25 protein-coding genes and 1 riboswitch are annotated in these 23,193 nt (G+C 38.4%); of the genes, 5 read left to right on the top strand and 20 right to left on the bottom strand.

Going from position 1 to position 23,193, the window contains the following annotated elements; genetic code table 11:
• Positions 1-56: 56 nt before the first annotated feature.
• The gene (locus GKP30_RS18770; RefSeq protein WP_216831007.1) at positions 57-347 is read right to left on the bottom strand and encodes a helix-turn-helix domain-containing protein; all 291 of its coding nucleotides are present in this window, start codon (positions 345-347) and stop codon (positions 57-59) included.
• Positions 348-498: 151 nt separating this feature from the next.
• Here GKP30_RS18770 and GKP30_RS18765 point away from each other — a divergent pair, with 151 nt between their 5' ends.
• Together GKP30_RS18765 and GKP30_RS18760 are read left to right on the top strand one after the other, a co-directional pair.
• Entirely contained in the window at positions 499-939 is a 441-nt protein-coding gene (locus tag GKP30_RS18765; RefSeq protein WP_216831006.1) for a helix-turn-helix domain-containing protein, read from the top strand.
• Between the two features lie 16 nt (positions 940-955).
• On the top strand, positions 956-2,113 hold the full coding sequence (locus GKP30_RS18760; protein WP_216831005.1) for a tyrosine-type recombinase/integrase: 1,158 nt from the start codon (positions 956-958) through the stop codon (positions 2,111-2,113).
• Positions 2,114-2,200: 87 nt separating this feature from the next.
• Here the strand turns inward: GKP30_RS18760 and sufB are convergent, their stop codons facing one another.
• The 11 genes from sufB to GKP30_RS18710 form a co-directional block, all read right to left on the bottom strand.
• Positions 2,201-3,598 (bottom strand): Fe-S cluster assembly protein SufB, encoded by a 1,398-nt coding sequence (sufB, locus tag GKP30_RS18755; protein WP_216831004.1) that lies wholly within the window; start codon positions 3,596-3,598, stop codon positions 2,201-2,203.
• Between the two features lie 12 nt (positions 3,599-3,610).
• A complete protein-coding gene (gene sufU, locus GKP30_RS18750; RefSeq protein WP_216831003.1) occupies positions 3,611-4,054 on the bottom strand; it encodes a Fe-S cluster assembly sulfur transfer protein SufU in 444 nt (147 codons plus the stop codon).
• Positions 4,041-5,264 (bottom strand): cysteine desulfurase, encoded by a 1,224-nt coding sequence (locus GKP30_RS18745; protein ID WP_216831002.1) that lies wholly within the window; start codon positions 5,262-5,264, stop codon positions 4,041-4,043. Before GKP30_RS18745 ends, sufU begins: the two co-directional genes overlap by 14 nt.
• On the bottom strand, positions 5,264-6,559 hold the full coding sequence (gene sufD / locus GKP30_RS18740) for a Fe-S cluster assembly protein SufD (protein WP_216831001.1): 1,296 nt from the start codon (positions 6,557-6,559) through the stop codon (positions 5,264-5,266). The genes GKP30_RS18745 and sufD overlap by 1 nt, the downstream gene beginning before the upstream one ends.
• 19 nt (positions 6,560-6,578) lie before the next feature.
• A complete protein-coding gene (gene sufC, locus GKP30_RS18735) occupies positions 6,579-7,358 on the bottom strand; it encodes a Fe-S cluster assembly ATPase SufC (RefSeq protein ID WP_216831000.1) in 780 nt (259 codons plus the stop codon).
• A 425-nt stretch (positions 7,359-7,783) separates the two neighbouring features.
• Complete coding sequence (locus GKP30_RS23805; RefSeq protein ID WP_268884703.1) at positions 7,784-7,915, bottom strand: hypothetical protein; 132 nt, start codon at positions 7,913-7,915, stop codon at positions 7,784-7,786.
• A 342-nt stretch (positions 7,916-8,257) separates the two neighbouring features.
• Positions 8,258-8,653: a carboxymuconolactone decarboxylase family protein gene (locus tag GKP30_RS18730; RefSeq protein WP_216830999.1), complete on the bottom strand. Its 396-nt coding sequence runs from the start codon at positions 8,651-8,653 to the stop codon at positions 8,258-8,260.
• Positions 8,654-8,926: 273 nt separating this feature from the next.
• Positions 8,927-9,778 carry a MetQ/NlpA family ABC transporter substrate-binding protein gene (locus GKP30_RS18725; RefSeq protein ID WP_216830998.1) on the bottom strand — a complete coding sequence of 284 codons (852 nt, stop codon included), beginning with the start codon at positions 9,776-9,778 and terminating at the stop codon, positions 8,927-8,929.
• An 18-nt stretch (positions 9,779-9,796) separates the two neighbouring features.
• Positions 9,797-10,465 (bottom strand): methionine ABC transporter permease, encoded by a 669-nt coding sequence (locus GKP30_RS18720; RefSeq protein ID WP_216830997.1) that lies wholly within the window; start codon positions 10,463-10,465, stop codon positions 9,797-9,799.
• A complete protein-coding gene (locus tag GKP30_RS18715) occupies positions 10,458-11,480 on the bottom strand; it encodes a methionine ABC transporter ATP-binding protein (RefSeq protein ID WP_216830996.1) in 1,023 nt (340 codons plus the stop codon). Before GKP30_RS18715 ends, GKP30_RS18720 begins: the two co-directional genes overlap by 8 nt.
• Positions 11,481-11,710: 230 nt before the next feature.
• Positions 11,711-11,829: riboswitch (SAM riboswitch) on the bottom strand.
• A gap of 84 nt (positions 11,830-11,913) precedes the next feature.
• Positions 11,914-13,155: an MFS transporter gene (locus GKP30_RS18710; RefSeq protein WP_216830995.1), complete on the bottom strand. Its 1,242-nt coding sequence runs from the start codon at positions 13,153-13,155 to the stop codon at positions 11,914-11,916.
• Positions 13,156-13,330: 175 nt separating this feature from the next.
• On the opposite strand from GKP30_RS18710, the gene GKP30_RS18705 reads away from it, so the two are divergent.
• On the top strand, positions 13,331-13,504 hold the full coding sequence (locus GKP30_RS18705; protein ID WP_216830994.1) for a hypothetical protein: 174 nt from the start codon (positions 13,331-13,333) through the stop codon (positions 13,502-13,504).
• A 188-nt stretch (positions 13,505-13,692) separates the two neighbouring features.
• On the opposite strand, the gene GKP30_RS18700 is transcribed toward GKP30_RS18705, so the two are convergent.
• The 7 genes from GKP30_RS18700 to GKP30_RS18670 form a co-directional block, all read right to left on the bottom strand.
• Complete coding sequence (locus tag GKP30_RS18700; RefSeq protein ID WP_216830993.1) at positions 13,693-14,106, bottom strand: DUF4395 domain-containing protein; 414 nt, start codon at positions 14,104-14,106, stop codon at positions 13,693-13,695.
• Between the two features lie 138 nt (positions 14,107-14,244).
• The gene (locus GKP30_RS18695; RefSeq protein WP_236035204.1) at positions 14,245-14,490 is read right to left on the bottom strand and encodes a YusG family protein; all 246 of its coding nucleotides are present in this window, start codon (positions 14,488-14,490) and stop codon (positions 14,245-14,247) included.
• 256 nt (positions 14,491-14,746) lie between these two features.
• On the bottom strand, positions 14,747-15,130 hold the full coding sequence (gene gcvH / locus GKP30_RS18690; protein WP_216830992.1) for a glycine cleavage system protein GcvH: 384 nt from the start codon (positions 15,128-15,130) through the stop codon (positions 14,747-14,749).
• A 68-nt stretch (positions 15,131-15,198) separates the two neighbouring features.
• Positions 15,199-15,558 (bottom strand): arsenate reductase family protein, encoded by a 360-nt coding sequence (locus GKP30_RS18685; protein WP_216830991.1) that lies wholly within the window; start codon positions 15,556-15,558, stop codon positions 15,199-15,201.
• A 270-nt stretch (positions 15,559-15,828) separates the two neighbouring features.
• The gene (locus tag GKP30_RS18680; RefSeq protein ID WP_216830990.1) at positions 15,829-17,613 is read right to left on the bottom strand and encodes an acyl-CoA dehydrogenase family protein; all 1,785 of its coding nucleotides are present in this window, start codon (positions 17,611-17,613) and stop codon (positions 15,829-15,831) included.
• 107 nt (positions 17,614-17,720) lie between these two features.
• A complete protein-coding gene (locus GKP30_RS18675) occupies positions 17,721-18,902 on the bottom strand; it encodes an acetyl-CoA C-acetyltransferase (protein WP_216830989.1) in 1,182 nt (393 codons plus the stop codon).
• 20 nt (positions 18,903-18,922) lie between these two features.
• Entirely contained in the window at positions 18,923-21,301 is a 2,379-nt protein-coding gene (locus GKP30_RS18670; RefSeq protein ID WP_216830988.1) for a 3-hydroxyacyl-CoA dehydrogenase/enoyl-CoA hydratase family protein, read from the bottom strand.
• Between the two features lie 264 nt (positions 21,302-21,565).
• On the opposite strand from GKP30_RS18670, the gene GKP30_RS18665 reads away from it, so the two are divergent.
• Positions 21,566-21,859, top strand: coding sequence for a hypothetical protein (locus GKP30_RS18665; protein WP_407928642.1), 294 nt, complete (start codon positions 21,566-21,568; stop codon positions 21,857-21,859).
• 15 nt (positions 21,860-21,874) lie between these two features.
• Complete coding sequence (locus GKP30_RS18660; RefSeq protein WP_216830987.1) at positions 21,875-22,198, top strand: spore coat protein; 324 nt, start codon at positions 21,875-21,877, stop codon at positions 22,196-22,198.
• A 239-nt stretch (positions 22,199-22,437) separates the two neighbouring features.
• Here GKP30_RS18660 and GKP30_RS18655 read toward each other — a convergent pair whose 3' ends face one another.
• Positions 22,438-22,686: a DUF2573 family protein gene (locus GKP30_RS18655; RefSeq protein ID WP_216830986.1), complete on the bottom strand. Its 249-nt coding sequence runs from the start codon at positions 22,684-22,686 to the stop codon at positions 22,438-22,440.
• Positions 22,687-23,193: the final 507 nt, after the last annotated feature.

The raw sequence follows: 23,193 nt of genomic DNA, 5'->3' as shown, positions 1-23,193 counted from the left end.
ACTATATTAAAAAATCTCATGACATCTCGATAATAATGCTATCTTAAGTAAGCTTTCTAATCCCATTCTATAACGCCACCTTTTTTCCTAACATCTTTTGACCAACGGTTGATATATTCCTTTACTTCTTGACGATTAAATAGCCACTTCTTACCCACTCGCATAGAAGGGAAATTCGGATCGTATATAAATAATTTCTCTACTGTTGGTCTGCTTAATGAAAGCATTCTACAAAGTTCCTTGCTATCTATAAGGAACATATCTTCTTCAATTTCTTCAACGCGTTTACGTACTTCTTCTAAATATAATTTTTTCAATTCACTTTCATCTAATGAAATGTTAAGCATGTGCTTCCTCCTTGAATGTATGTTTTAACTTACACAATAAAATATTACCTTGTACGTTATATTTTATACAACAAAATAAAAAAAGTAAGTTATAACTTACATTTCAACTGGAAATAGTTTATACTGTAAGCAGAAAGGAGAGGAAACACACATGGGGTTTACCACATTTAACAACTACCTAAAAGAAAGAAGAATTAAAAAAGGTTTATCTATTCGAAAATTATCCGAAATGACCAATGTTTCAGCTATGTACATTTCTGAATTGGAAAGAGGTAAACGAAATAGACCTTCACCTGAAATTTTAAGTAGATTGGCAAAAGGTTTAGATGAAACACAAGAAGATTTTTTGGTAGCAGCAGGATATATTGATCCAGATGAATATGTAAAGATGAAAAAGGAAAGAGACGATATAGAATGGTCATTAGCGGAGCAAGAAGAGGAAAAAAAGCAAGAACAAAAAAAGCAAGAACAAAAAAAGAAGCTTAATTTTTTACTGGATTCTGATGATCCACTATTTTACCAGGACAGGCTTCTGACAAAAGAGGAAAAAGCAAAAATAGATAGCATGATCAAAATTATTCTAAAGGATTGAAAGGAGTTAAGGAAAATTGGCGACATTTAGAAAGCTACCAAGCGGAAAATGGCAAGCACGAGTTTCAAAAGATGGTAAAGAAAGTAGCATTGGAACCTTCCGTACGAAAAAGGAAGCCGAAATTGAGGCTGCAAAGGTTGAAGAACGTATCTATTACGGTCAAACCTTAAACGATCGAAATATGTTATTTGAGGATGCTGTGAGGGACTGGCTTGAGCATAAAAAAGCAAATGTAAAAGAGTCAACATTTGTACAACTTGAAGTAATTGTTAGAAATCACATTATGCCCTCTTTTGGAGATAAAAAAATTATGACTATAAAAAGAAATGAAATAAAAAGATGGATTGCTTCATTTGGTGAACTAGGTGATAACGGAAAAGAAAAATATTCATTTGGTTCAAGGTTGAAATATCTTTCAGTAATGAAAAGTATTTTGCATCATGCTGTACACGAACTTGAAGTCCTTGAAAAAAATCCTTCTGATAAATTAAAAGTCCCTGTTCAAGATACTGTGGCTATAAAAAAAGAAAAAGTAAAATATTACAGCCTTGAAGAATTAAATCAGTTATTAGATTTCATGAAAGTATATAAACACCAACGCTTTCCTGATTATCAGCTTTATTACATGCTTATGTACTTTTTAAGCAAAACTGGCTTGAGAATATCTGAAGCTTTAGCTTTAAGATGGGAAGATATTAATGATGATAAGGTAACCATAGATAAGCAAACAAGCCGTGATGATAAAAACAAAGTGAAATTAACAACATTAAAAAATTCTTCATCATATCGTACAATCAAAATGGATAATGATTTAGTACGTGAGCTAAAAAAGTTCAAAATAAAGCAATATGAATTAATAATAGGAAATCCAAGGTTTCGTAAAAACGAAGATGGCATCATATTTCAAAATTATAACGGTCATTATTTAACACCTTCTATAATCCGTGAAACAATGAAGGATTATTGTAAAAAAGCTGGTGTTGATTATAAAGGCACACACGGCTTCAGACATACACATGCGATTCTTCTAATTGAAGCTAAGTTAAGTTTAAAATTTGTATCAGATAGACTAGGGCACCAAAAAATTAATACAACAGCAGATACCTATCTTGATATTACCGAAAAAATGGAAGAAGACGAACTTCAAAAGTTCGCCTCCTACACAAAAAGATAAAATTAAATCGGCACAAAATCGGCACGCCTTCGATTTTATACTTCACAAAACCTCTTAAACCCTTGATATATAAAGGTCTTTTCTTTATTACCCAATTGACCCTTCCATCTCGAACTTGATTAGACGGTTCATCTCTACTGCGTATTCCATCGGTAATTCTTTTGTAAATGGCTCGATGAAGCCCATAACAATCATCTCAGTCGCTTCTTCTTCAGAGATACCACGACTCATTAGATAGAACAATTGATCTTCAGATACTTTAGAAACTGTCGCCTCATGTTCTAATGTGATGTTGTTATTAAGAATTTCATTGTAAGGAATTGTATCAGACGTGGATTGATTATCCATGATTAACGTATCGCACTCAATTTTTGATTTAGATCCTTCAGATTTACGTCCAAAGTGAGCGATCCCACGGTACGTAACTTTACCACCGTGTTTTGAGATCGATTTAGAAACGATCGTTGATGAACAATTCGGTGCTAAGTGATGAATTTTCGCCCCAGCATCTTGGTGCTGACCTTTACCAGCAATAGCAATTGAAAGGATCGTACCTTTAGCACCTTCACCTTTCATTACAACTGCAGGATATTTCATCGTTAACTTCGAACCGATGTTTCCGTCAACCCACTCCATCGTTGCACCTGCATTAGCAACTGCACGCTTTGTTACAAGGTTAAAGATGTTTGGTGCCCAGTTTTGGATCGTCGTATAACGGCAGTATCCGCCTTTATTAACGATGATTTCAACGACCGCACTATGAAGTGAGTTTGTTGAATAAACTGGCGCAGTACAGCCTTCTACGTAGTGTACGTGGCTATCTTCGTCTGCGATGATTAACGTACGCTCGAATTGACCCATGTTTTCAGAGTTAATACGGAAGTACGCTTGTAGAGGTGTTTCAACCTTTACGCCTTTTGGTACGTAAATGAAAGATCCACCAGACCATACTGCAGAGTTAAGTGCCGCAAACTTATTATCAGAAGGAGGAATAACAGTACCGAAGTACTCTCTAAAAATGTCCTCATTTTCTCTAAGAGCTGAGTCCGTATCTTTAAAGATAATTCCTTGCTCTTCAAGATCTTCTTGCATGTTGTGATAAACTACCTCTGATTCGTATTGAGCAGAAACCCCTGCTAAATACTTTTGCTCTGCTTCAGGAATACCTAGTTTATCAAACGTGTTTTTGATTTCTTCTGGAACCTCATCCCAAGACTTCTCTGACTTCTCAGATGGCTTTACGTAATACGTAATGTCATCGAAATTTAATTCAGATAGGTCGCCACCCCATTGTGGCATTGGCATTTTGTAGAACTGCTCCAGTGACTTAATACGAAAATCTAACATCCACTGTGGCTCATTTTTCATTCGAGAAATCTCCTCGACGATTTCACGAGTTAATCCCTTTTTCGAACGGAAAATCGAAACGTCTTTGTCTCTGAAGCCATATTTATATTCACCGATTTCCGGCATTTTCTTAGCCATGAGAAAACCTCCTTATTCGTTTTCGCTTTGAATACCCTTTTCCATCGCTTTCCACGCTAACGTTGCACATTTGATTCGTGCTGGAAACTTTGATACACCTTGTAGTGCTTCAATGTCACCTAAATCAAATGTAGAGTCATCATAGTCTTTTCCTTGCATCATATCAGAAAAGATTTCAGACATCTTTAATGCTTCTTCAACAGTTAAGCCTTTAACCGCTTGTGTCATCATCGATGCAGACGCAAGACTGATGGAGCATCCTTCACCTACAAATTTAGCAGCAGAAATCTTTCCATCCTCTACTTGCATTTGTAATTGAATACGATCACCACATGTCGGGTTATTCATATTCACCGTTACCGAATCTCCTTCGAACTCTCCACGATTTCTAGGGTTTTTATAATGGTCCATGATCACTTGTCGATATAAAGTATCGAGATTGTTACCTAAAGACATCGCCGAAATACTCCTTTGTTTTTATTAATCCATTGACAAGTGCATCAACATCTTCTTTTGTATTGTATAAATAAAAACTCGCTCTAGCTGTTGCTGTTACATTTAGCCATTTCATTAATGGCTGTGCACAGTGATGACCTGCACGAACAGCAATCCCTTCAGCATCAAGCACAGTCGCTACATCATGTGGATGAACATCGTCAATGTTGAAGGTAACAACTCCAGCCCGCTTTTTAGGACCGTAAATGGTTAACCCTTCAATTTCAGACATTCGTTCCATCGCATATGTTGCTAGTTCGTGCTCGTGCGCTAAGATCGCATCCATGCCGACTTCTTCTAAGAAATCGATCGCTGCACCTAATCCGATTGCACCTGCAATGATTGGTGTTCCACCTTCAAACTTCCAAGGAAGTTCTTTCCACGTTGATTCTTGCAAACCAACAAAGTCAATCATTTCTCCACCAAACTCGATTGGCTCCATGTTGTCTAGCAACTTTTTCTTTCCATAAAGTGCACCGATACCCGTAGGACCAGCCATCTTATGACCAGAAAAGGCAAAGAAGTCACAATCTAAATCTTGCACATCGATTTTCATATGAGGTGTACTTTGGGCACCGTCAACAACCATCACAGCGCCATGCTTATGAGCAATCTCTGTGATTTCTTTTATTGGGTTAATTGCCCCTAATACGTTAGAAACCTGCATAACCGATACAATTTTCGTTTGTGGAGTTACAGTTTCCTCAACATCAGCTAAATCAATACTTCCATCTTCCTGCAGCGGAATATATTTTAACGTCGCTCCAGTAGCTTTAGCTACTTGTTGCCACGGAATAATATTACTGTGATGCTCCATCGGTGTAATGACGATTTCATCACCTTCACCGAGATTTGCACGTCCGTAACTGCTAGCAACTAGATTTAGTGCTGTTGTCGTTCCTCTTGTAAAAATAATTTCTTCAGTTGAATTCGCATTGATAAACTTACGAACCTTCTCCCTTGCACCTTCATATCCATCAGTTGCAAGTGTACCGAGGGTATGAACCCCACGATGTACATTAGAATTATAACGACGATAATAGTCATCTAGAGCTTCAATTACTTGAATTGGCTTTTGAGACGTTGCCGCACTATCTAAATAAACAAGTGGGTTCCCGTTCACTTCCTGATGTAAAATTGGAAATTGTTTGCGAACCTCTTGAACGTTCATTATTTTACTTTCCTTTCGATAACTTCCGTAAAACGCTCTTTTACAGATTCAACTGGAAGTTGGTTTACAACTGGTGCTAGGAAACCATGAATAATTAAACGTTCAGCTTCTTTTTGCGTAATTCCACGACTCATTAAATAGAACATTTGTAGTGGATCAATTCTTCCTACAGAAGCAGCGTGACCTGCTGTAACATCATCTTCATCAATAAGAAGGATTGGGTTCGCATCTCCACGAGCTTTTTCACTTAGCATAAGTACACGCTCTGTTTGCTCACCGTTTGATTTTGAAGCACCGTGTTCAATTTTCGTAATTCCATTAAAGATTGCAGTTGCTTCTTCACGCATAACACCATGTTTTAATATATATCCTTCAGAATGTTTTCCATGATGGAAAACTTGTGTTGTGAAGTTTTGTTTTTGTGTTCCGCGACCGATCGTTACAGTTTTTGTATCTGCATACGAACCCTCACCGATCAGGTGCGTTGTGTTTTCACTTACTGTATTTCCGTCATTCATTTGACCAAGTGCCCAATCCACTCGAGCATCGCGGCCAACATGTGCACGACGAACAACATAAGTAGTTACGTTCTCTGAAAGGTTGTCAACTGCTCCGAATGAAACACGTGCTCCAGCACCTGCATAAACTTCCGCTACAATGTTAGCAACCGTTTCTTCTTTAGGGCTTCCTACATAGTTCTCTACATACGTAACTGAACTATTATCCTCTGCAACAACGATTACGTGGTTGAATAATGCAGCTTCACTTACATTGTAAACAGCTTGTAAAGGAACAGTTACCTCTGTATTTTTTGGTACATAGATGAAAGTACCACCATTCATTAATGCCACATGAAGAGCAACAAGACGATTTTCATCGACATTGACAGCGTCTCCCATGAAATATTTTTCAACTAATTGCCCGTGCTCTTTAAGTGCTGTTGCAAGGTCTGTAAAAATAACCCCTTGTTGCTTAACAGCTTCGCTTAATTGAAGACGAGCTGTAGCACCATCTTTTTGCACAACAATGTTTTGTTCATTCGTTGCTTCACCAGCTAAAGCTTTAACCTCATCATCTAACTCATCAAAAGAAGATGCTGTTACATCTTGAAGATGAGCAAACTGAGTGAAGTTCCATTTATCAATCTTTGTTTTATCTGGTTTTGGTAAATCTAATTTATCTACTAGTTCAAGCGCTTTTAAACGAAAATTTAATAGCCATTCAGGTTCGCCGCGCCCTGTAGAAAATTGTTTAACATACTCTTGGTCGAACGCAAGCTTCGTTTCCACTGACATATTATCCCTCCTCACTACCTTATGCTTCTACTTTTTCATCTTCAATGCCAAGTTCTTCTTTAATCCAGTCATAACCTTCTGCCTCTAAACGTTCAGCAAGTTCAGCTCCACCAGATTTTACGATACGGCCTTGCATCATAACGTGAACTTTATCAGGAGTGATGTAGTTCAGTAGGCGTTGGTAGTGAGTGATGATAAGACAGCCAAACTCTTCTCCACGCATAGCATTTACACCTTTAGATACTACTTTAAGAGCATCGATATCAAGACCTGAGTCAATTTCATCTAAAACAGCAATCTTTGGATCAAGCATCATTAATTGAAGGATTTCGTTACGTTTCTTTTCTCCACCAGAGAAGCCTTCATTTAAATAACGTTGTGCAAACTCTTGATCCATTTCAAGTAATTCCATTTTCTCATCTAATTTACGGATAAATTTCATTAATGAAATTTCGTCTCCTTCTTCACGGCGAGAGTTAATCGCTGAACGAAGGAAGTCCGCATTCGTGATTCCACTAATTTCACTTGGATATTGCATTGCTAAAAATAGACCAGCTTGTGCACGCTCATCTACTTCCATTTCTAAAAGATCTTCACCGTTGAAAGTGACTTTACCACTTGTGATTTCATATTTAGGGTGACCCATAAGTGCAGATGCTAATGTAGATTTACCTGTACCATTCGGTCCCATGATCGCATGGATTTCTCCACCGTTAATTTCTAGGTTAAAATCCTTTAAGATTTCCTTACCTTCTATTGCTACATGAAGATTTTCAATCTTTAAGTATGGTGCTGTCATTCTTTACTACCTCCAATATATTGTCTTAAGATTTCACTGCTCTCTTGACGAAAGAAGTGCTTTTGTTTATTCTCAATTTATTCTCATTACAATCTTATATCAAATCCAAAGTAAGATCAACTTTTTTAATAACATTAATACACTTATTATATATTTATGTATAGAAAGTATTTTATTGCCTTGTCCAACAAATATAGTTTCTCCAACTTAAGAGCAATGTCATACGTACTAAAGCTGGGTCCGTTATGAAATATACGATAAACCTGTATTGTTGTAATCAGCTTATCCTAATATCTATTATAGCTAATTAGAGGGCACACTTTTTGAAAGTCACAATGTAAACGAAAATATTCAATAATTAAAGCACTATATAAAGAGGCTGACTCATGATCAAGAGTCAGCCTCTTATTTCTACTTATCTTATATTACCGTTGATTGAACTCCATAGCTAGTTTAATGGAACGCTTATATTCTCTTTCGCGCGCTTTTTCAATTTCTAAGCGTTTCTCCAGGCTGCGATTGTACTCCTCGTAACCAATTCCATGGCTCTGTTGCATCGCTTTTTCCATTTCGCCTGTGTAATTCGTTTGAATCGTTTGGATAATAAATCAATCCCTTCTTTTTTATAAGGTAACTGACGCGTAGCCTCAAATTAAGTTAACAGCTTCAGTTACGCTTACTCTATAAAGAATCATATCATCCTTACGATTTCTTCCCAACTGCGGTATAGTGTGAAATTTTCTGACAATGTATCGTTATTCATACTCACCTTTTCTCACATATCATTGCTATACAATTTAGCACATATACTCAATAATGCTCGCTAATTGGGAAAACTGAAAAAGCTTAGGTTATCTCTGCGCCAGGTCTAGCGGAAGGAAATTAAACATAAAGCGCTCTTAATGTTGCTTTTGATTATCCGAAGAACCTAACTCTGAAATAGCTTCTTGAACGAGCGTGACAGCTTGACTCATTGCTGCCCCTCCACCGAATGCAGCCGTTACACCGAGTGCTTCTAAAATTTCTTCTTCACTACACCCTTCATCAAGGCAGCCTTTTGTATGATAGATAATGCAGTATTCATCTTGCGAAACCACACTAATTCCTAATGCGATAAGTTGCTTTTCTTTTTTTGTTAATTTTCCTTCTTTAAAACAAGCTTCTGTGAATTCATTGAACTTCCCAGCAATATCAGGCATCTTCTGTAAAAACTGCCCTAAGCCCTCTTTATAGTCTTGTAGTGCCATTTGAATGACATTGTCTTGCTGATTGTCTTGGTTTTGGTTTTGATCCATGTTTATGTACCTCCTTATTATCTGAACACCTTTAACATTCCTATTATTCCTTTGTATTCCCATTTCATGTATAAAACCGCCACGCTATTTTAGTGAATCACTTATACTGACCACGCTACGGATTTATTCATTATATTTACTTTTTGCAATATTAAAAGGCGAAATTAACATCCCACATCCGAGATCAAAAGCCACAATCTTTTAGAGAAGAGCCAACAAAAAGTGGTATTGGAAAATCAATTCCAATACCACTAGTAGTTCATATAACTTAACTTACTCACTCCAAGGAATTACTGCACCGTTATACGTTTCAAGAATGAAGTTTACAACTTCTTCAGAACGTAATACTTCAAATAAAGTGTGAATTTCTGGACGGTCTACATCTTCAGAGCGAACAACGATTAGGTTTGGTTGAAGTACATCTTGTCCTTCAAACGCAATACCGTATTTTTCGATGTCTACTCCACCTTCAAGTGCATAGTTCGTGTTAATAACAACAGCGTCACCTTCTCCACTTTCAAATGATGGAGCAAGTAATCTTGCTTCAACAAGTGTTGAGAAGTCTAGGTTTTTCGGGTTTGACACGATATGTTCACGTTGCGCTAATTGGCCTTCTTCAACGTCTAGCTCAATAACGCCAGCACGCTCAAAGATTGGTAAGATACGGCCATGGTCACTGAAAGAATCACTCATGATAATTTTTGCACCATCAGGCAGCTCGTCTAAGCTGCTGTATTCTTTAGAATATACACCAATAGGTTCAGCGTGAATTGGTCCAATGCTTTCGAACTCATAACCAAATTCTTCGATTTGCATTGCTAAATAACCTGGCGTTTGGAAGTAGTTTGCATCTAGTTCGCCTTCATTTAATGCTTGGTTTGGTAGAATATAATCTGTGAATGTTCTAATTTCAAGATCGATCCCTTTTTCAGCTAAAAGTGGAGCAGCAAATTCAAGTACTTCAGTATGTGGAACAGCTGATGCCCCTACGACTAATTTAATATTCTCTTCTTGTGCTGCTTCTCCTCCTGGAACTTCTTCTGTTTGTGGCTCTTCAGCAGTACCACATGCTACTAATGATAAAGAAATTGCTGCAGCCCCAATTAAACTTAAAAACTTTTTCATCTCTTTTTTCCCCCTTGATTATCGCTTGTCTGTTTTATTTGTGAAATAATCTCCAATCCATTGAATAATAAATACGATCAATAAGATTGCGATTGTTGCCACCATCGTAATAGTTGTGTTGTTCCTTTGGAAACCTTCTAAATAGGCAAAGTGACCAAGACCTCCAGCACCGATAACCCCTGCCATCGCAGTGTAACTGACTAAAGCAATCGCTGTTACGGTAATCCCTGAAATTAACGCAGGTAAAGACTCTGGAATTAACACTTTATAAATGATTTGCCAGTTTGTTGCCCCCATCGATTGCGAGGCTTCGATAACACCTTTATCAATTTCTCTTAAGGCGATTTCCACCATACGAGCATAGAAAGGAGCCGCGCCGATAATTAAAGCAGGTAGAGCTGCATTCGCTCCTAGCATCGTTCCCATTAACATTCTTGTAAACGGGATGAGTAATACAATTAGTATGATAAAAGGAATAGACCTGAATACATTGACAATAGTACTTACGATTAAATTAGCAGGACGGTTTTCCCACAGATTGCCTTTGCTCGTTAAATATAAGATAAGTCCTAAAACAAGACCGATGGCGAAAGTGGCAGCAACGGAGATGGATGTCATATAAATGGTTTCAACCGTTGCTTCCCACAACTTGTCCCATTTCATCTTTGAAATCCATTCATTAAACATGGTCGATCACCTCCACTTGTACTCCTTCTTCACGAATGAAAGCAATCGCGCGATCAATTTCTACGACATCGCCAGCAATTTGTATAAACAGTGTTCCGTAAGCCCCTTCTTGTGTTTGTGAAATTTTACCTTGTAATATATTTACTTCTATATTAAACTTACGGATTATTTTCGTAATGAGTGGTTTTTCTGCCTCTTCCCCTACAAAGCTTAATTGAACGACTTTTCCAGAATTCTCTTCAATAATATGAGAAATCGTGTCCTTCGTTTCTTCGGGATCTGTCACTTGCTTAACAAATTGTTTCGTAATCCCTGCTTGTGGGTTTTTAAATACATCGAGGACTGGTCCTTCTTCAACGACATTCCCTGCCTCCATCACAGCAACTCGGTGACATATCTTTCGAATGACGTGCATCTCGTGTGTAATTAGCACGATTGTTAAGCCTAGCTTTTTATTAATATCTACGAGTAATTCTAGGATCGAATCTGTTGTTTTCGGATCTAATGCAGAAGTCGCTTCATCACAAAGCAGTACTTTCGGATTGTTTGCAAGTGCTCTTGCTATTCCAACCCTTTGCTTCTGACCACCACTTAGCTGTGAAGGGTAGGAACCTCCTCTTCCTTCAAGACCGACTAGTTTAATCAGTTCGTTTACTCGTTTTTGCCGCTGTTCTTTTGGTACACCTGCTATTTCTAACGGGAAGCCGATATTCTCACTTACCGTTCTCGACCATAGTAGATTAAAGTGTTGGAAAATCATGCTAATTTCTTGTCGTGCTTTACGTAACGACTTACCTTTTAACGAAGACAGCTCTTTACCTGCAACTGTAACCGCCCCTTCTGACGGACGCTCAAGGCTGTTCAGCATACGAATTAAGGTACTTTTTCCCGCACCACTATAACCGATAATCCCAAAAATTTCGCCTTCTTTAATTTCTAAGTCTACACGGTCGACCGCTGTAACCATTCCATCTTTCGTTTTAAAAAGTTTGCGAATGCCGCTTAAATTTATCATGGTGCCTCCTTTAATCGTTTTTCTCTCTCGCCACGTCTATTATTACTATCTATTTATCTATTATCTTTATCTATCTATATTTTTCCTATTGATTTACTAGTAATAAAGCGCAAAATATCCTCACTAATATTGAGTCCAGTTAAATAGTGGTTTTAAGACAGTTAGCAAATAAAAAAACCTTCCCGTCAACAGATGAACAGAAAGGTTTAGTCACAATGTTAGTGTCCTTTCTCTCATCTTTCAAGGCATTTCACCTTGCAGGATTTAGCACCTTTCTTAACACATTTATCGTGTTTTCAAAGGTTGCCGGGTTTCTTCGGGCCAGTCCCTCCACCACTCTAGATAAGAGCTTGCAGTTATTAAAATTACTTTAATCAATGAAAGAATAATAACATGTGTCGAAATTTGTTGTCAACAGGTTTTAATTAAATGATTATTTAACTTTTCTAAACACTAAATAAAAGTAAACCGAACCAATTAAATACAAGCAACCTGTAATTGTAAAAACTATGGCATAGCCATGATACGCGCCGTACATCATGACAAGCGTCATCGAAACAGGACCCATAACCGCCCAGCCGAGCTGGAATACCATTTGCCCTACCGAGTTCGCTAACCCCTTAATCGAGTCATCTACACTTCTCATCATTAAGGACATCTGGATCGGGTTCCCCGCATTCATTAATGCTTGGCGGAAAAGGAAACCAATAACTGCCAACCATAAATTTTCTGTATAGGCTGTAAGTAAAAGGAAAGGTAAGGAGGCTAATTGTAAAATAACAACCGCACGAACTTCACCAAATCGTTTAACTACAGCAGGTCCGATCATAAAAGCAACTGCTGTCATCGCTTGACCTAGAGACAAAATGATACCAACAAGTGATTTATTGATTTCAAAGCGATCTGTAAAATATAAATTTAAATATGGAATAACTAAACCTGAACCAAAGCCAATAATTAACTGTGCGATGGCAAAAAGAGCAATCATTTTCAGACCCGACTTTTGAGTCTTAAAAATATTTTTAAATGAACTTGCTGCTGTTTTTTCAGTTTTCAGCTTTCTTTCCTCGTTAATCTTCATAATTGGAATGAGAGACGTAAAGAAGAAAATCGATCCAACGAGCAACGTAATTCGAACACTCCACAATGAACTCAGTGAAAATAATGCTTGTAAAACATCACTTAATGTACCACCTAATGTATTCCCTACGACATTCGCAACCATGATAAGCGCAAAGTTGAAGCTAAATAAATGAACACGCTGCTTCTCCGTTGAGTTTTCCGCTAGTAATGGAATAGATGACACTTGAATAAATGACATGAAAATCCCTGTAGCAAACGCACTAACAAGAAGTAGCGATTCTGCTTCTAACACGGACCGTAATAACATCGTAACAGAAGCAAATATTGCCCCTACTAATATGACTTTTTTTCTACCCACTTTATCACTCATAATTCCAGCTGGTAATAAAAAAATTGCTGACGCCATCGCTGTCATTGCAATTACTTTACCGTTTACCTGGTCGTCATATCCGAGTTCACGTATATAGTAGTTGTAAATGATCATGAAAATGCCCATTCCAACATTCACTAAAAAGGATGCGAGTAAAAATAACCGAACATTTTTATTATAGCTCTTTAATTGATTACCCCAATCCCCCAAAAATTTTGACATGCTACATACCTTCCCCGAAATAAATTTCGCTACCCTAAATATAATAGTCAATTATTTGGTGTTTGCCTAGAGTTTTGCATCATTATTTTTTTGTAAAATTACGGGTTTGTAGAATTAGCGTATGTGAGAACCCTTTATAACCTTTAAAGCAGATGAAGGGAATGTGTACAAGACGGTGTTTGAGACAGAGGTTGTTGTTGGTGAAGAGAGGCAGTTGATGATCATAGGTGCTGGTGTAAAAAGGGGGTTGATGCAAGAAAGTGAAATGTTGGTTGGCGTTGGGGTTGGGTTTAACACTGGAATTTTACTATTTGAAATTATTGTTACGAAGCTTCTTTTAGGGGTATGAATTTAACTGTTACTGGAAGAAAGCTGTTATAAAGCTTATTTTAGTCCCTTGTTATACCTATTTTTGGTATGTTTAAGTTCTATAGTTTTGTTTGCTACATAGGGTTTCTTGGTTTTGGTATTAATTTATTTTAAATTCGGTGTCTATCCCTGTCTCTAGACAGAAAAAATGAGGCGACAACAGCCACCTCATTTTTTCATCTCATACTTAATTTTCTTAAATTGGAAATACATAAAGCAGCCGACGCAAAATCCGAGCAAAGCGACTGAAGCGGCTACAGTAACCATTCCAACTAGAACCCATCCGAACCAATGTCCAGTTGTCACTAGTACAATAAAGGCGATACCTAGTAAGCTTGCTGCAATGATTTGGTTAAAGCGTTGCAGCTCTGCTGCTTCCGTTTCTTCGTTATAAGCGTCTTTAATTAGCATCTTAGCTACTTTAAACGTAATATTTGCCTTAGGGCCAAAGAGTAGCGGTAATAACACGATCAGTAAAGTAAGTGCTAGTAATGATACATTTTGAAGTAAAATAGAAAATAAAGTAAGGATAACCATCACATACTGATTGGCTCTAACATAAGACTTTGGAATTTCTTTCATACCAATCCCCCTAAATCCGATAAACATAATTAGATTAGTTTATTTTATGATGAATGGATCGATTAAGCAATGGAAAAACCTCACAAAATAATTGTGTTTATAACAAAAAAAGCGAGGGCCACTTACCCCCGCTTTTTTCTAGCACCACCCTAAGTCACAATCATCAACATATTTCTCTTGTTTTTCTGGATGAGAATTCTCATAACGGTATACTTTATTACTGTCAAATTCAAAGCCTTCAGCCATCTCATACTGATTACCTTGGTTCGTCATAATGATTTTTCCGATACGAGCATCATCCATATATAAATTCATTGCACCGCTTTCTAATTTCCCGTCGACCTTGCTTGTTACGTCAACCTTTTTCATTTGCTTTTCAATCATAAAACAAAACCTCCTTCTTAACTCGGGCGGTTGTTTTTACATTTCCCTAAAAAGCAGTTTTTCAAACTAGACATTAAGTGGTCGCCAACATCAGTGGGGTGTATATAATCTGCCCTTTTAAAAAACATAAAAAAGCTGACATCTTGGATGGATCATTCTTTTGAGATGTAATACACATTCCCAATAAGAAGTCAGCCAAATGATGTCAGCCTATTTTAGAATGGCTCATATAAAATGAACCAGTATTAAGTTTATCTTAGTCTTCACTAATCATTTCTTGGTATTTTTCAGCTGTCATTAGGTTATCTAACTCAGACTCGTCAGATAATTCAACAACGATCATCCATGCTTTTTCATATGGTGATTCGTTAACTAGCTCTGGAGCATCGTCTAGGTTTTCGTTAATTTCAACAACTTTACCACTCACTGGTGCATAAAGTTCTGATACTGTTTTTACAGATTCTACACTTCCGAATGGCTCATCCGCTGAAATTTCATCGCCAACTTCTGGAAGTTCAACGAAAACGATGTCGCCTAGTTCAGATTGAGCGAAGTCTGTAATTCCTATATGGACTTTATTTCCTTCAACTCGTACCCACTCATGTTCTTCTGAATATTTCAATTCTTTTGGTAAGTTCACTCGTATCCCTCCAATAATATCTCTTCATCGTTACTATATAATAAATTAGTAACGTTATACAAGCCTAGTTACATTTTCCAATTTTCTTCAAATTCCTCTTCTTTAAAACCGACAGTAACTTTTTCTCCATCTGTTACGATTGGGCGTTTGATTAACATCCCATCTGTTGCAAGAATATCTAACAACTCTGCATCAGTGGCTTCTTTTACTTTGTCCTTCAGACCTAGCTCACGGTATTTCTTTCCGCTCGTATTAAAAAACTTTTTAATTTCTAGGCCACTTTTTTTATAGAGCGACTCTAATTCATCTCGGCTAGGTGGCTGTTCGACAATATGTATAGCTTCAAAGTTAACCCCATGATCTTCAAACCACTTTTTTGCTTTTTTGCAGGTTCCACAGTTCGGGTACCAATAAAACTGTAAACTCATTCTTAATCTCTCCCTTTCCAAGTCTCCGTTAATGCAGCAGATCAATCTCCAATCGATTGACCTACACTATATGCTTATTATTCCTTAAAATGCATCAATTAACAACTGTTTATGGTACCACTGTGCACCATTGTGCACAGTGGTACATGCCAAAGAAGCCCCAATTTGGGACTTCTTTGATCTTAGTAGAGAGGAGAATGCTTCCTTGTAGAAAGGAGGTTTTATTATGTTTTTGGAACTAAAGCTCCAAAATTGAATAACAATTGTTAATTAAACAGTGTAACGCTCTTCAGTTAATACGCGCTCTGCGATTTGACGCTTCTTCGCAATAACATTGATTGGAGTGTGACGAGTTAATTTACGTAAGATAGAGATCATTGTACGTAAAGTGTCACCATCTTGCATTGCTACTAAAGATTCTTTAGCATGAGCTTCGATACGGTTAAATGCTTCTTGGCAATATACTTGAGTTAAAAGTAATTTTTGCTCAGCTTTATCTAAACCATTACGGTTGATCGCTTTTTCTGTACGAAGGATAACAGATTCCATTGAGAATACTTCGCTAACGATATCAGCAACATTTGCTAGGATTTCTTGCTCATGCTGAAGCTTTTGTTGATATTTTTGTGCTCCAGTACCAGCGATCATTAAGAAGATTTTCTTAGCCATTTTTAGTAAATATTTTTCTTGCTCTAATGGCTCTGTTCCAACTTCCTCTGGCATCATCATCATTAGCTCTTCTTGAAGAGACATAGCTTGCTCAAGTAATGGAAGCTCACCTTTCATAGCTTTACGAAGGATTGTACCTGGTACTAAGAGACGGTTGATCTCATTTGTTCCTTCGAAAATACGGTTAATACGAGAGTCACGGTAAATGCGCTCTACTTCGTATTCAGCCATAAATCCATAACCACCATGGATTTGAACTGCTTCGTCTGCACAGAAATCTAATGTTTCTGAACCAACAATTTTATTTAAAGAGCACTCAATTGCGTACTCAGCAATAGCTTCTGCTACTTTACGGCCATCTTTTTGCTCTTCATCCGTTAAGCTACCTAAACGATCTTCAAATAGACCACCTGTACGGTAGATTGAACTTTCTGCAGCATACGTTGCTGTAGCCATGCTCGCTAATTTTTCTTGAATTAAAGTGAACTTAGCGATTGGTTGTTTGAACTGCTTACGCTCGTTAGCATATTTAGCTGCTAATTCAAGCGCACGCTTAGCTCCTCCAACTGTACCTACCCCAAGCTTGTAACGACCTACGTTTAAGATGTTAAACGCGATAACGTGTCCTTTACCAACTTCACCAAGAAGGTTTTCTTTTGGTACATGAACATCTTCTAAAATTAATGTACGAGTCGAAGAACCTTTAATACCCATTTTCTTCTCTTCAGGACCTGTAGAAACGCCATCGAATGCTTTTTCTACGATAAATGCGCTGAAATGCTCACCATCAACTTTTGCATATACTACAAATACGTCTGCAAATGCAGAGTTTGTAATCCATTGTTTTTGTCCGTTTAATACATAGTGAGTACCTGCTTCATTAAGAACAGCAGTCGTCTTTGCACCTAGTGCATCCGAACCTGAACCTGGCTCTGTAAGTGCGTATGCAGCAATCTTTGCACCAGAAGCTAGATCTGGAAGGTACTTTGATTTTTGGTCATGATTACCGAAAAATACGATTGGTAATGAACCGATCCCAACGTGAGCACCATAGCTTAATGAAAAACCACCAGCTCTTGAAAACTTCTCTGTAATAACAGACGAACTAATTTTATCTAAACCTAGCCCACCGTACTCTTCAGGTACATCTGCTCCTAAAAGACCAAGCTCACCAGCTTGATTTAACAGGCGACGTGATACATCAAAATTATGATTTTCGATTTCTTCGATTTCAGGAACAACATCATTTACAACAAACTCTTCTGTTGTTTTACCAATCATGATATGCTCTTCAGAAAAATCTTCTGGAGTAAATACTTTCTCTGCAGAAATACTATCTAATAAAAAGCTTCCACCTTTTACGATTTCGTCTTTAACATTACTCATTTTCATTCCTCCGTTACGTTAATTTTTCGGAATTCTATTTTTTGATCAAAGCCCCAACCCTTAGGAAAGGGACTTTCATCATGATCTATAAAACTATTAACCTACTATTAATTTATTAATTCAAATACCCCAGCAGCTCCCATTCCGCCACCGATACACATTGTAACGACACCGAACTGTTCACCGCGACGTTTCATTTCATTCATAAGAGTTAATGTTAGCTTTGCACCTGAACAACCTAGTGGGTGACCGAGTGCAATTGCACCACCATTAACGTTTACTTTGTCTAGGTCTAAACCTAAGTGACGAACGACTTGTAACGATTGAGAAGCGAACGCTTCATTTAATTCGAATAAACCGATGTCAGATAAGCTTAATCCAGCTAATTCTAGCGCTTTTGGAATAGCCTCAACTGGTCCGATACCCATGACTTCAGGTGCTACACCTGCAACTGCGAATGAACGGAATTTCAGAATTGGAGCAAGACCGTTTGCTACCGCTTCTTCACGATCCATCACAAGAACACTCGCAGCACCGTCACTCATTTGCGAAGCATTACCAGCTGTTACAGACCCTTTAGGATGGAATGCTGGACGCAATCTCCCTAATGTTTCAAGTGTTGTGTCTACACGAACTCCTTCGTCAACACTAAATGTCACTTGCTTTTCTTTTAACTTATTGTCTGCACCCACTGAACGAAGATTTACATCAACAGGAACGATTTCATCTTCAAACTTACCTTCTGCAATAGCCTTAGCTGCACGACGGTGACTTTCTACAGCAAACGCATCTTGATCTTCACGACTTACACCGTAACGATTAGCTACTTCTTCTGCTGTATAACCCATACCCATGTAGTATTCAGGCGCTTCTTCTACTAGTGTTGGGTTTGGTGCGATAACATGGCCACCCATTGGAATTAAACTCATCGATTCTGCTCCACCAGCAATGATCGATTTTGCATGACCTAGCATGATGCGCTCTGATGCGTATGCAATACTTTGTAAACCTGAAGAACAATAACGGTTGATTGTAATTGCAGGTACAGTATTAGGAAGGCCAGCAAGAGCTGCAATATTACGTGCCATATTCATTCCTTGCTCTGCTTCTGGCATGGAACAACCCATAATAACGTCATCGATTTGACTTGGATCGAAGTCCCCTGCACGTTTCAATGTTTCTTTTATAGTTAATGCACCTAAATCATCTGGTCTTACGTTAGCGAGTGTACCTCTCTTTGCTTTTCCGACTGGTGTTCTAGCACCAGCTACGATAACCGCTTCTCTCAAATTTCTTCCCTCCATTCTTCCTAATTGCGTAATGGTTTCCCTTTAGTTAACATATACTGCATTCTTTGTTGAGACTTCGGCTCACTTACTAAGCTTAAGAATGCTTCACGCTCAAGGTCTAATAAGTATTGTTCATCGACTAAAGTTCCTTTTGGCACACGGCCTCCAGCAAGTACGAATGCTAATTTTTCTGCAATCTTTAAGTCATGATCAGAAATCATTCCACCAAATTTCATTGTTTTTGCACCTAATAGCATCGTTGCATAACCCGTCTCACCTACAACAGGGATTGGCTTACGAGCTGGCGCTTTATATCCTTGCTCAAATAAATGAAGAGCTTGTTGTTTTGCGTTATAAATGACGTGATCCGCATTCATCGTCACACCATCACGTTGACTTAAGAAGCCATTTGCACGACCTTCGTCTGCAGAAGTAGCCACTTTCGCCATTGCAATTGTTTCGAACGTACGGTTTGCAACCGCTTGAAGGTCAGATCCCGCTGTATGGTGCTCTAGGTTACGAAGGTATAACTCTTTGTTACCTCCACCACCAGGGATTAATCCTACACCTACTTCAACTAAGCCGATATACGTCTCTGAAGAAGCTTGGATGCTTGCAGATGGTAAACAAATCTCTGCTCCACCACCAAGTGTCATACCAAATGGCGCAGTGACAACTGGTTTTGATGCATAACGAATTCTTGCCATCGCATTTTGGAACTGACGGATTACAAGGTCGATCTCAAAGTAGTTATCGTCTTGTGCTTCCATCAGGATCATCATTAAGTTGGCACCAACACAGAAATTCTTACCTTGGTTACCGATGACTAATCCTTTGTAATTTTTCTCAACTTCATCAATTGACTTGTTAATCATTTGGATAACATCTAATCCAATCGAGTTGTTTGGTGATGTGAATTCTAAACCAGCAATTCCGTCACCTAAGTCAATTAGGGAAGCTCCTGAATTTTTAAAGATGACTTTATTGTCTTCTTTTAATGATTTTAAGTTAATAATCTTCTTGTTTTGCTCGATTGCTTTATATTCAGCCTCATGGTAATAGCTCTTCTCTGAATAGAAGCTCGTTTTACCAGAAGCAAGCATTTCTTTTACCCAGCTTGGAACAGTAGCTCCTTCTGCTTCCATTTTAGCAACTGATTTTTCTACCCCAATTGCATCCCATAGTTCAAATGGTCCTTGTTCCCAGCCGAAGCCCCACTTCATCGCTTGGTCGACAGAAAGAACATCATTTGAAATTTCGTAGCATTTTTCTGCAGAGTAAATTAATACTGGTTTAATTAAATTCCAAATTAACTGTCCAGCACGATCATCTGCATATGCTAATGTTTTAACTTTTGCAGCTAAGCCTTTCGCTTGTTTTGCTGCTTCAGTAGAAGCTGTTTTTAATTTTTTACGTGGACCATACTCAAGTGTGTTCGGGTCAAGCTCTAGGATCTCACTACCCTTTTCGCCTTTTTGTTTAACAAAGAAGCCTTGACCTGACTTTGCACCGATCCAGCCTTTTGCAGCCATATCGCGCATAAATGGCGGTGGATCAAATACATTTTTTTCTTCACCTTCTACTTGATCATATACATTTTTTGCAACATGTAAGAAGGTATCTAGACCTACTACGTCTAATGTTCTAAAAGTAGCACTTTTAGGTCGTCCAATTAGTGGACCTGTTACAGAGTCAACCTCACCAACTGAATATCCGCCTTTAAGCATTTCTGAAACCGTTACTAACAGTCCATAAGTTCCAATGCGGTTAGCGATAAAGTTAGGCGTATCCTTCGCCTCAACGACACCTTTTCCGAGAACGTTTTCAGCAAACGCTTTCATAAATTCTACAATTTCAGGATTTGTGTCATTAGTTGGGATGATCTCTAATAACTTTAAGTAACGAGGTGGATTAAAGAAGTGTGTTCCTAAGAAGTTTGCTTTGAAATCTTCAGAACGTCCTTCTGCCATTGCCTCAACAGAAATCCCTGATGTATTTGAACTAATGATTGAACCTGGTTTGCGGTATTGATCAACTTGAGTAAATACCTTCTTTTTAATATCTAAGTTTTCAACAACAACTTCGATCACCCAATCGACATCAGCAAGTTGTTGCATATCATCTTCAAAGTTACCTACAGAAATTAAATCTTTGTTATCTTTCACCGTTAAAGGTGCTGGTTTTTGTTTTAAAAGCTTTTGAACCGCAGTTGCACTTAATCGATTGCGGACAACTTTATCTTCAAGAGTTAATCCTTTTTTTGCTTCTGCATCTGTTAATTCACGAGGTACAATATCAAGCAATATCGTTGGAATTCCTACGTTTGCTAATACTGCAGCAATCCCTGAACCCATGACACCTGATCCTAGTACAGCTGCTTTACGAATTTGACGAACCATATTTGTCCTCCTTCTCCTGAAACATTTGAATGAATACTCATTCATTTTTCTATTAAAAAAATATTGAATTGCGTAATAACTTCTGTTCTATTTCAACTATATCGAATTTCACTCCAATTAGCAAGGGTAATTTCTGAAAATTATCAATTATTTTTTCCTCATGTTAGTAGCTCCCATGTATTGTTTGAACCTCATTGCTACACGATAAAGATGTATCGTTATTGATACAATATCATGTGGCTAATAAGGGAGGCTGCACACACCATGATGCAACAGCAACAACAAAACCAACAGCAACAAATGCCGATGAACCAGCAACAAGCAGTTATGCCTCAACCTCCGAATGTCGTTACAAGTAAAGACCACCTTTACATTTCGGACATGCTTTCTTGGAACTTGCTCGCCATGAAGAAGTGTCATTTTTTTGCCCAACAATGTACAGACCCTGAAGTGAAGGGCGCGATTGAGAAAGCTGGGCAAATGCACAAGCAGCATTATGAGCGCATTTTGCAACATTTTCAGAATCAACAAAATCAAATGAGTCAAGCACTTCAATAACGGGAGGGTTTCTACATGAACCAACAAACGAAAATCCAAAACCCTGAAACACAAGTTCCTAAAACACCGCAAATGTCAGATCGTGACTTTATAAATGACGTTCTTGCGACAGAAAAGTACATGACAGCTTCTTACAGCTATGCGATGAACGAAGCGAGTCATGAACAATTGTACAAAGACATTAATGCGATCTGTAACGAAACGCAAAACTGTCAACGTGAATTGTTCAATGTCATGTTCAAAAAAGGTTGGTACAGCTTTGATGCAGCGTCTCAACAACAGCTTGACCAATCTTACCAGCAATTCTCTGGTTACAGCAACCAGTTTCCTTATAGTTAGAAAAGCGGTAGGCGTCTGATTATTGGCGACAAGCGCTGGAGGGCCAGCAATAAGTGTCCTGCTCTTTGGACACGTTTGATGGACCGAAGCGACCTCGAGCCGATGACGCCTGTAGCTAGACAATGAGAAGTGGAAGGGCCTTGTTGAGAGCATAGGGAAGGGAAAGGAAAAGAGGAGGCTGACATTTGTGTCGGCCTCCTTTCTTTTCATATTAATTTTGCTCCTTTGGAACTAAGCGACTAGTTGGACTTCTTTCGGTGTTCTTGGTTTAGCGCTTGAATCTCCGTAACAAGCTCCTTCATCTTTTCTTTCGCATCAGGATACTGCTCATTCCAATGTTTCGCAAGCGGCGGCATACTTTTCGAAATATGTGTATACAACGCCCACGCCTGCACTTTTTCTTTTAACGCCTCATCCTCAACACCTAGTAACAGCTCTGTATATTTTTCTAATAACCCATCTAATTGTTTCTTAAGCTTTTCGTCCACATCTTCACCTCATTATGTTGGTTATCATTTTCTCACTATACCTAGTATAACGAAGTACAAGGTGATTTTAAAAATATTGCGCTAGGTAAGAGTAGATTTGTCGGTTTAGTTACCGCTTCCTCCTTTTTTCGTCTGCTCTGGGCTCCATTCGCTCCTTTTAGTGACTGACCCCTGCTCTTTTTCCTTGCGACGGGCTCCATTCACTCGGTTTAGTTACCGTTTCCTGCTTTTTTCAGCCGCTCTGGGCTCCATTCGCTCCCTTTAGTGACTGCCTCCTGCCCTTTTTCCTTGCGACGGGCTCCATTCACTCGGTTTAGTTACCGCTTCCTCCTTTTTTCATCTGCTCTGGGCTCCATTCGCTCCTTTTAGTGACTGACCCCTGCTCTTTTTCCTTGCGACGGGCTCCATTCACTCCTTTTAGTGACTGACCCCTGCTCTTTTTCCTTGCAACGGGCTCCATTCATTCGTATTAGTTACCGTTTCCTGCTTTTTTCAGCCGCTCTGGGC

It is taken from the genome of Alkalihalobacterium elongatum (assembly GCF_019024285.1).
Lineage (GTDB): Bacteria > Bacillota > Bacilli > Bacillales > Bacillaceae_F > Alkalihalobacterium > Alkalihalobacterium elongatum.
This window is presented reverse-complemented; position numbering and strand designations above follow the sequence as displayed.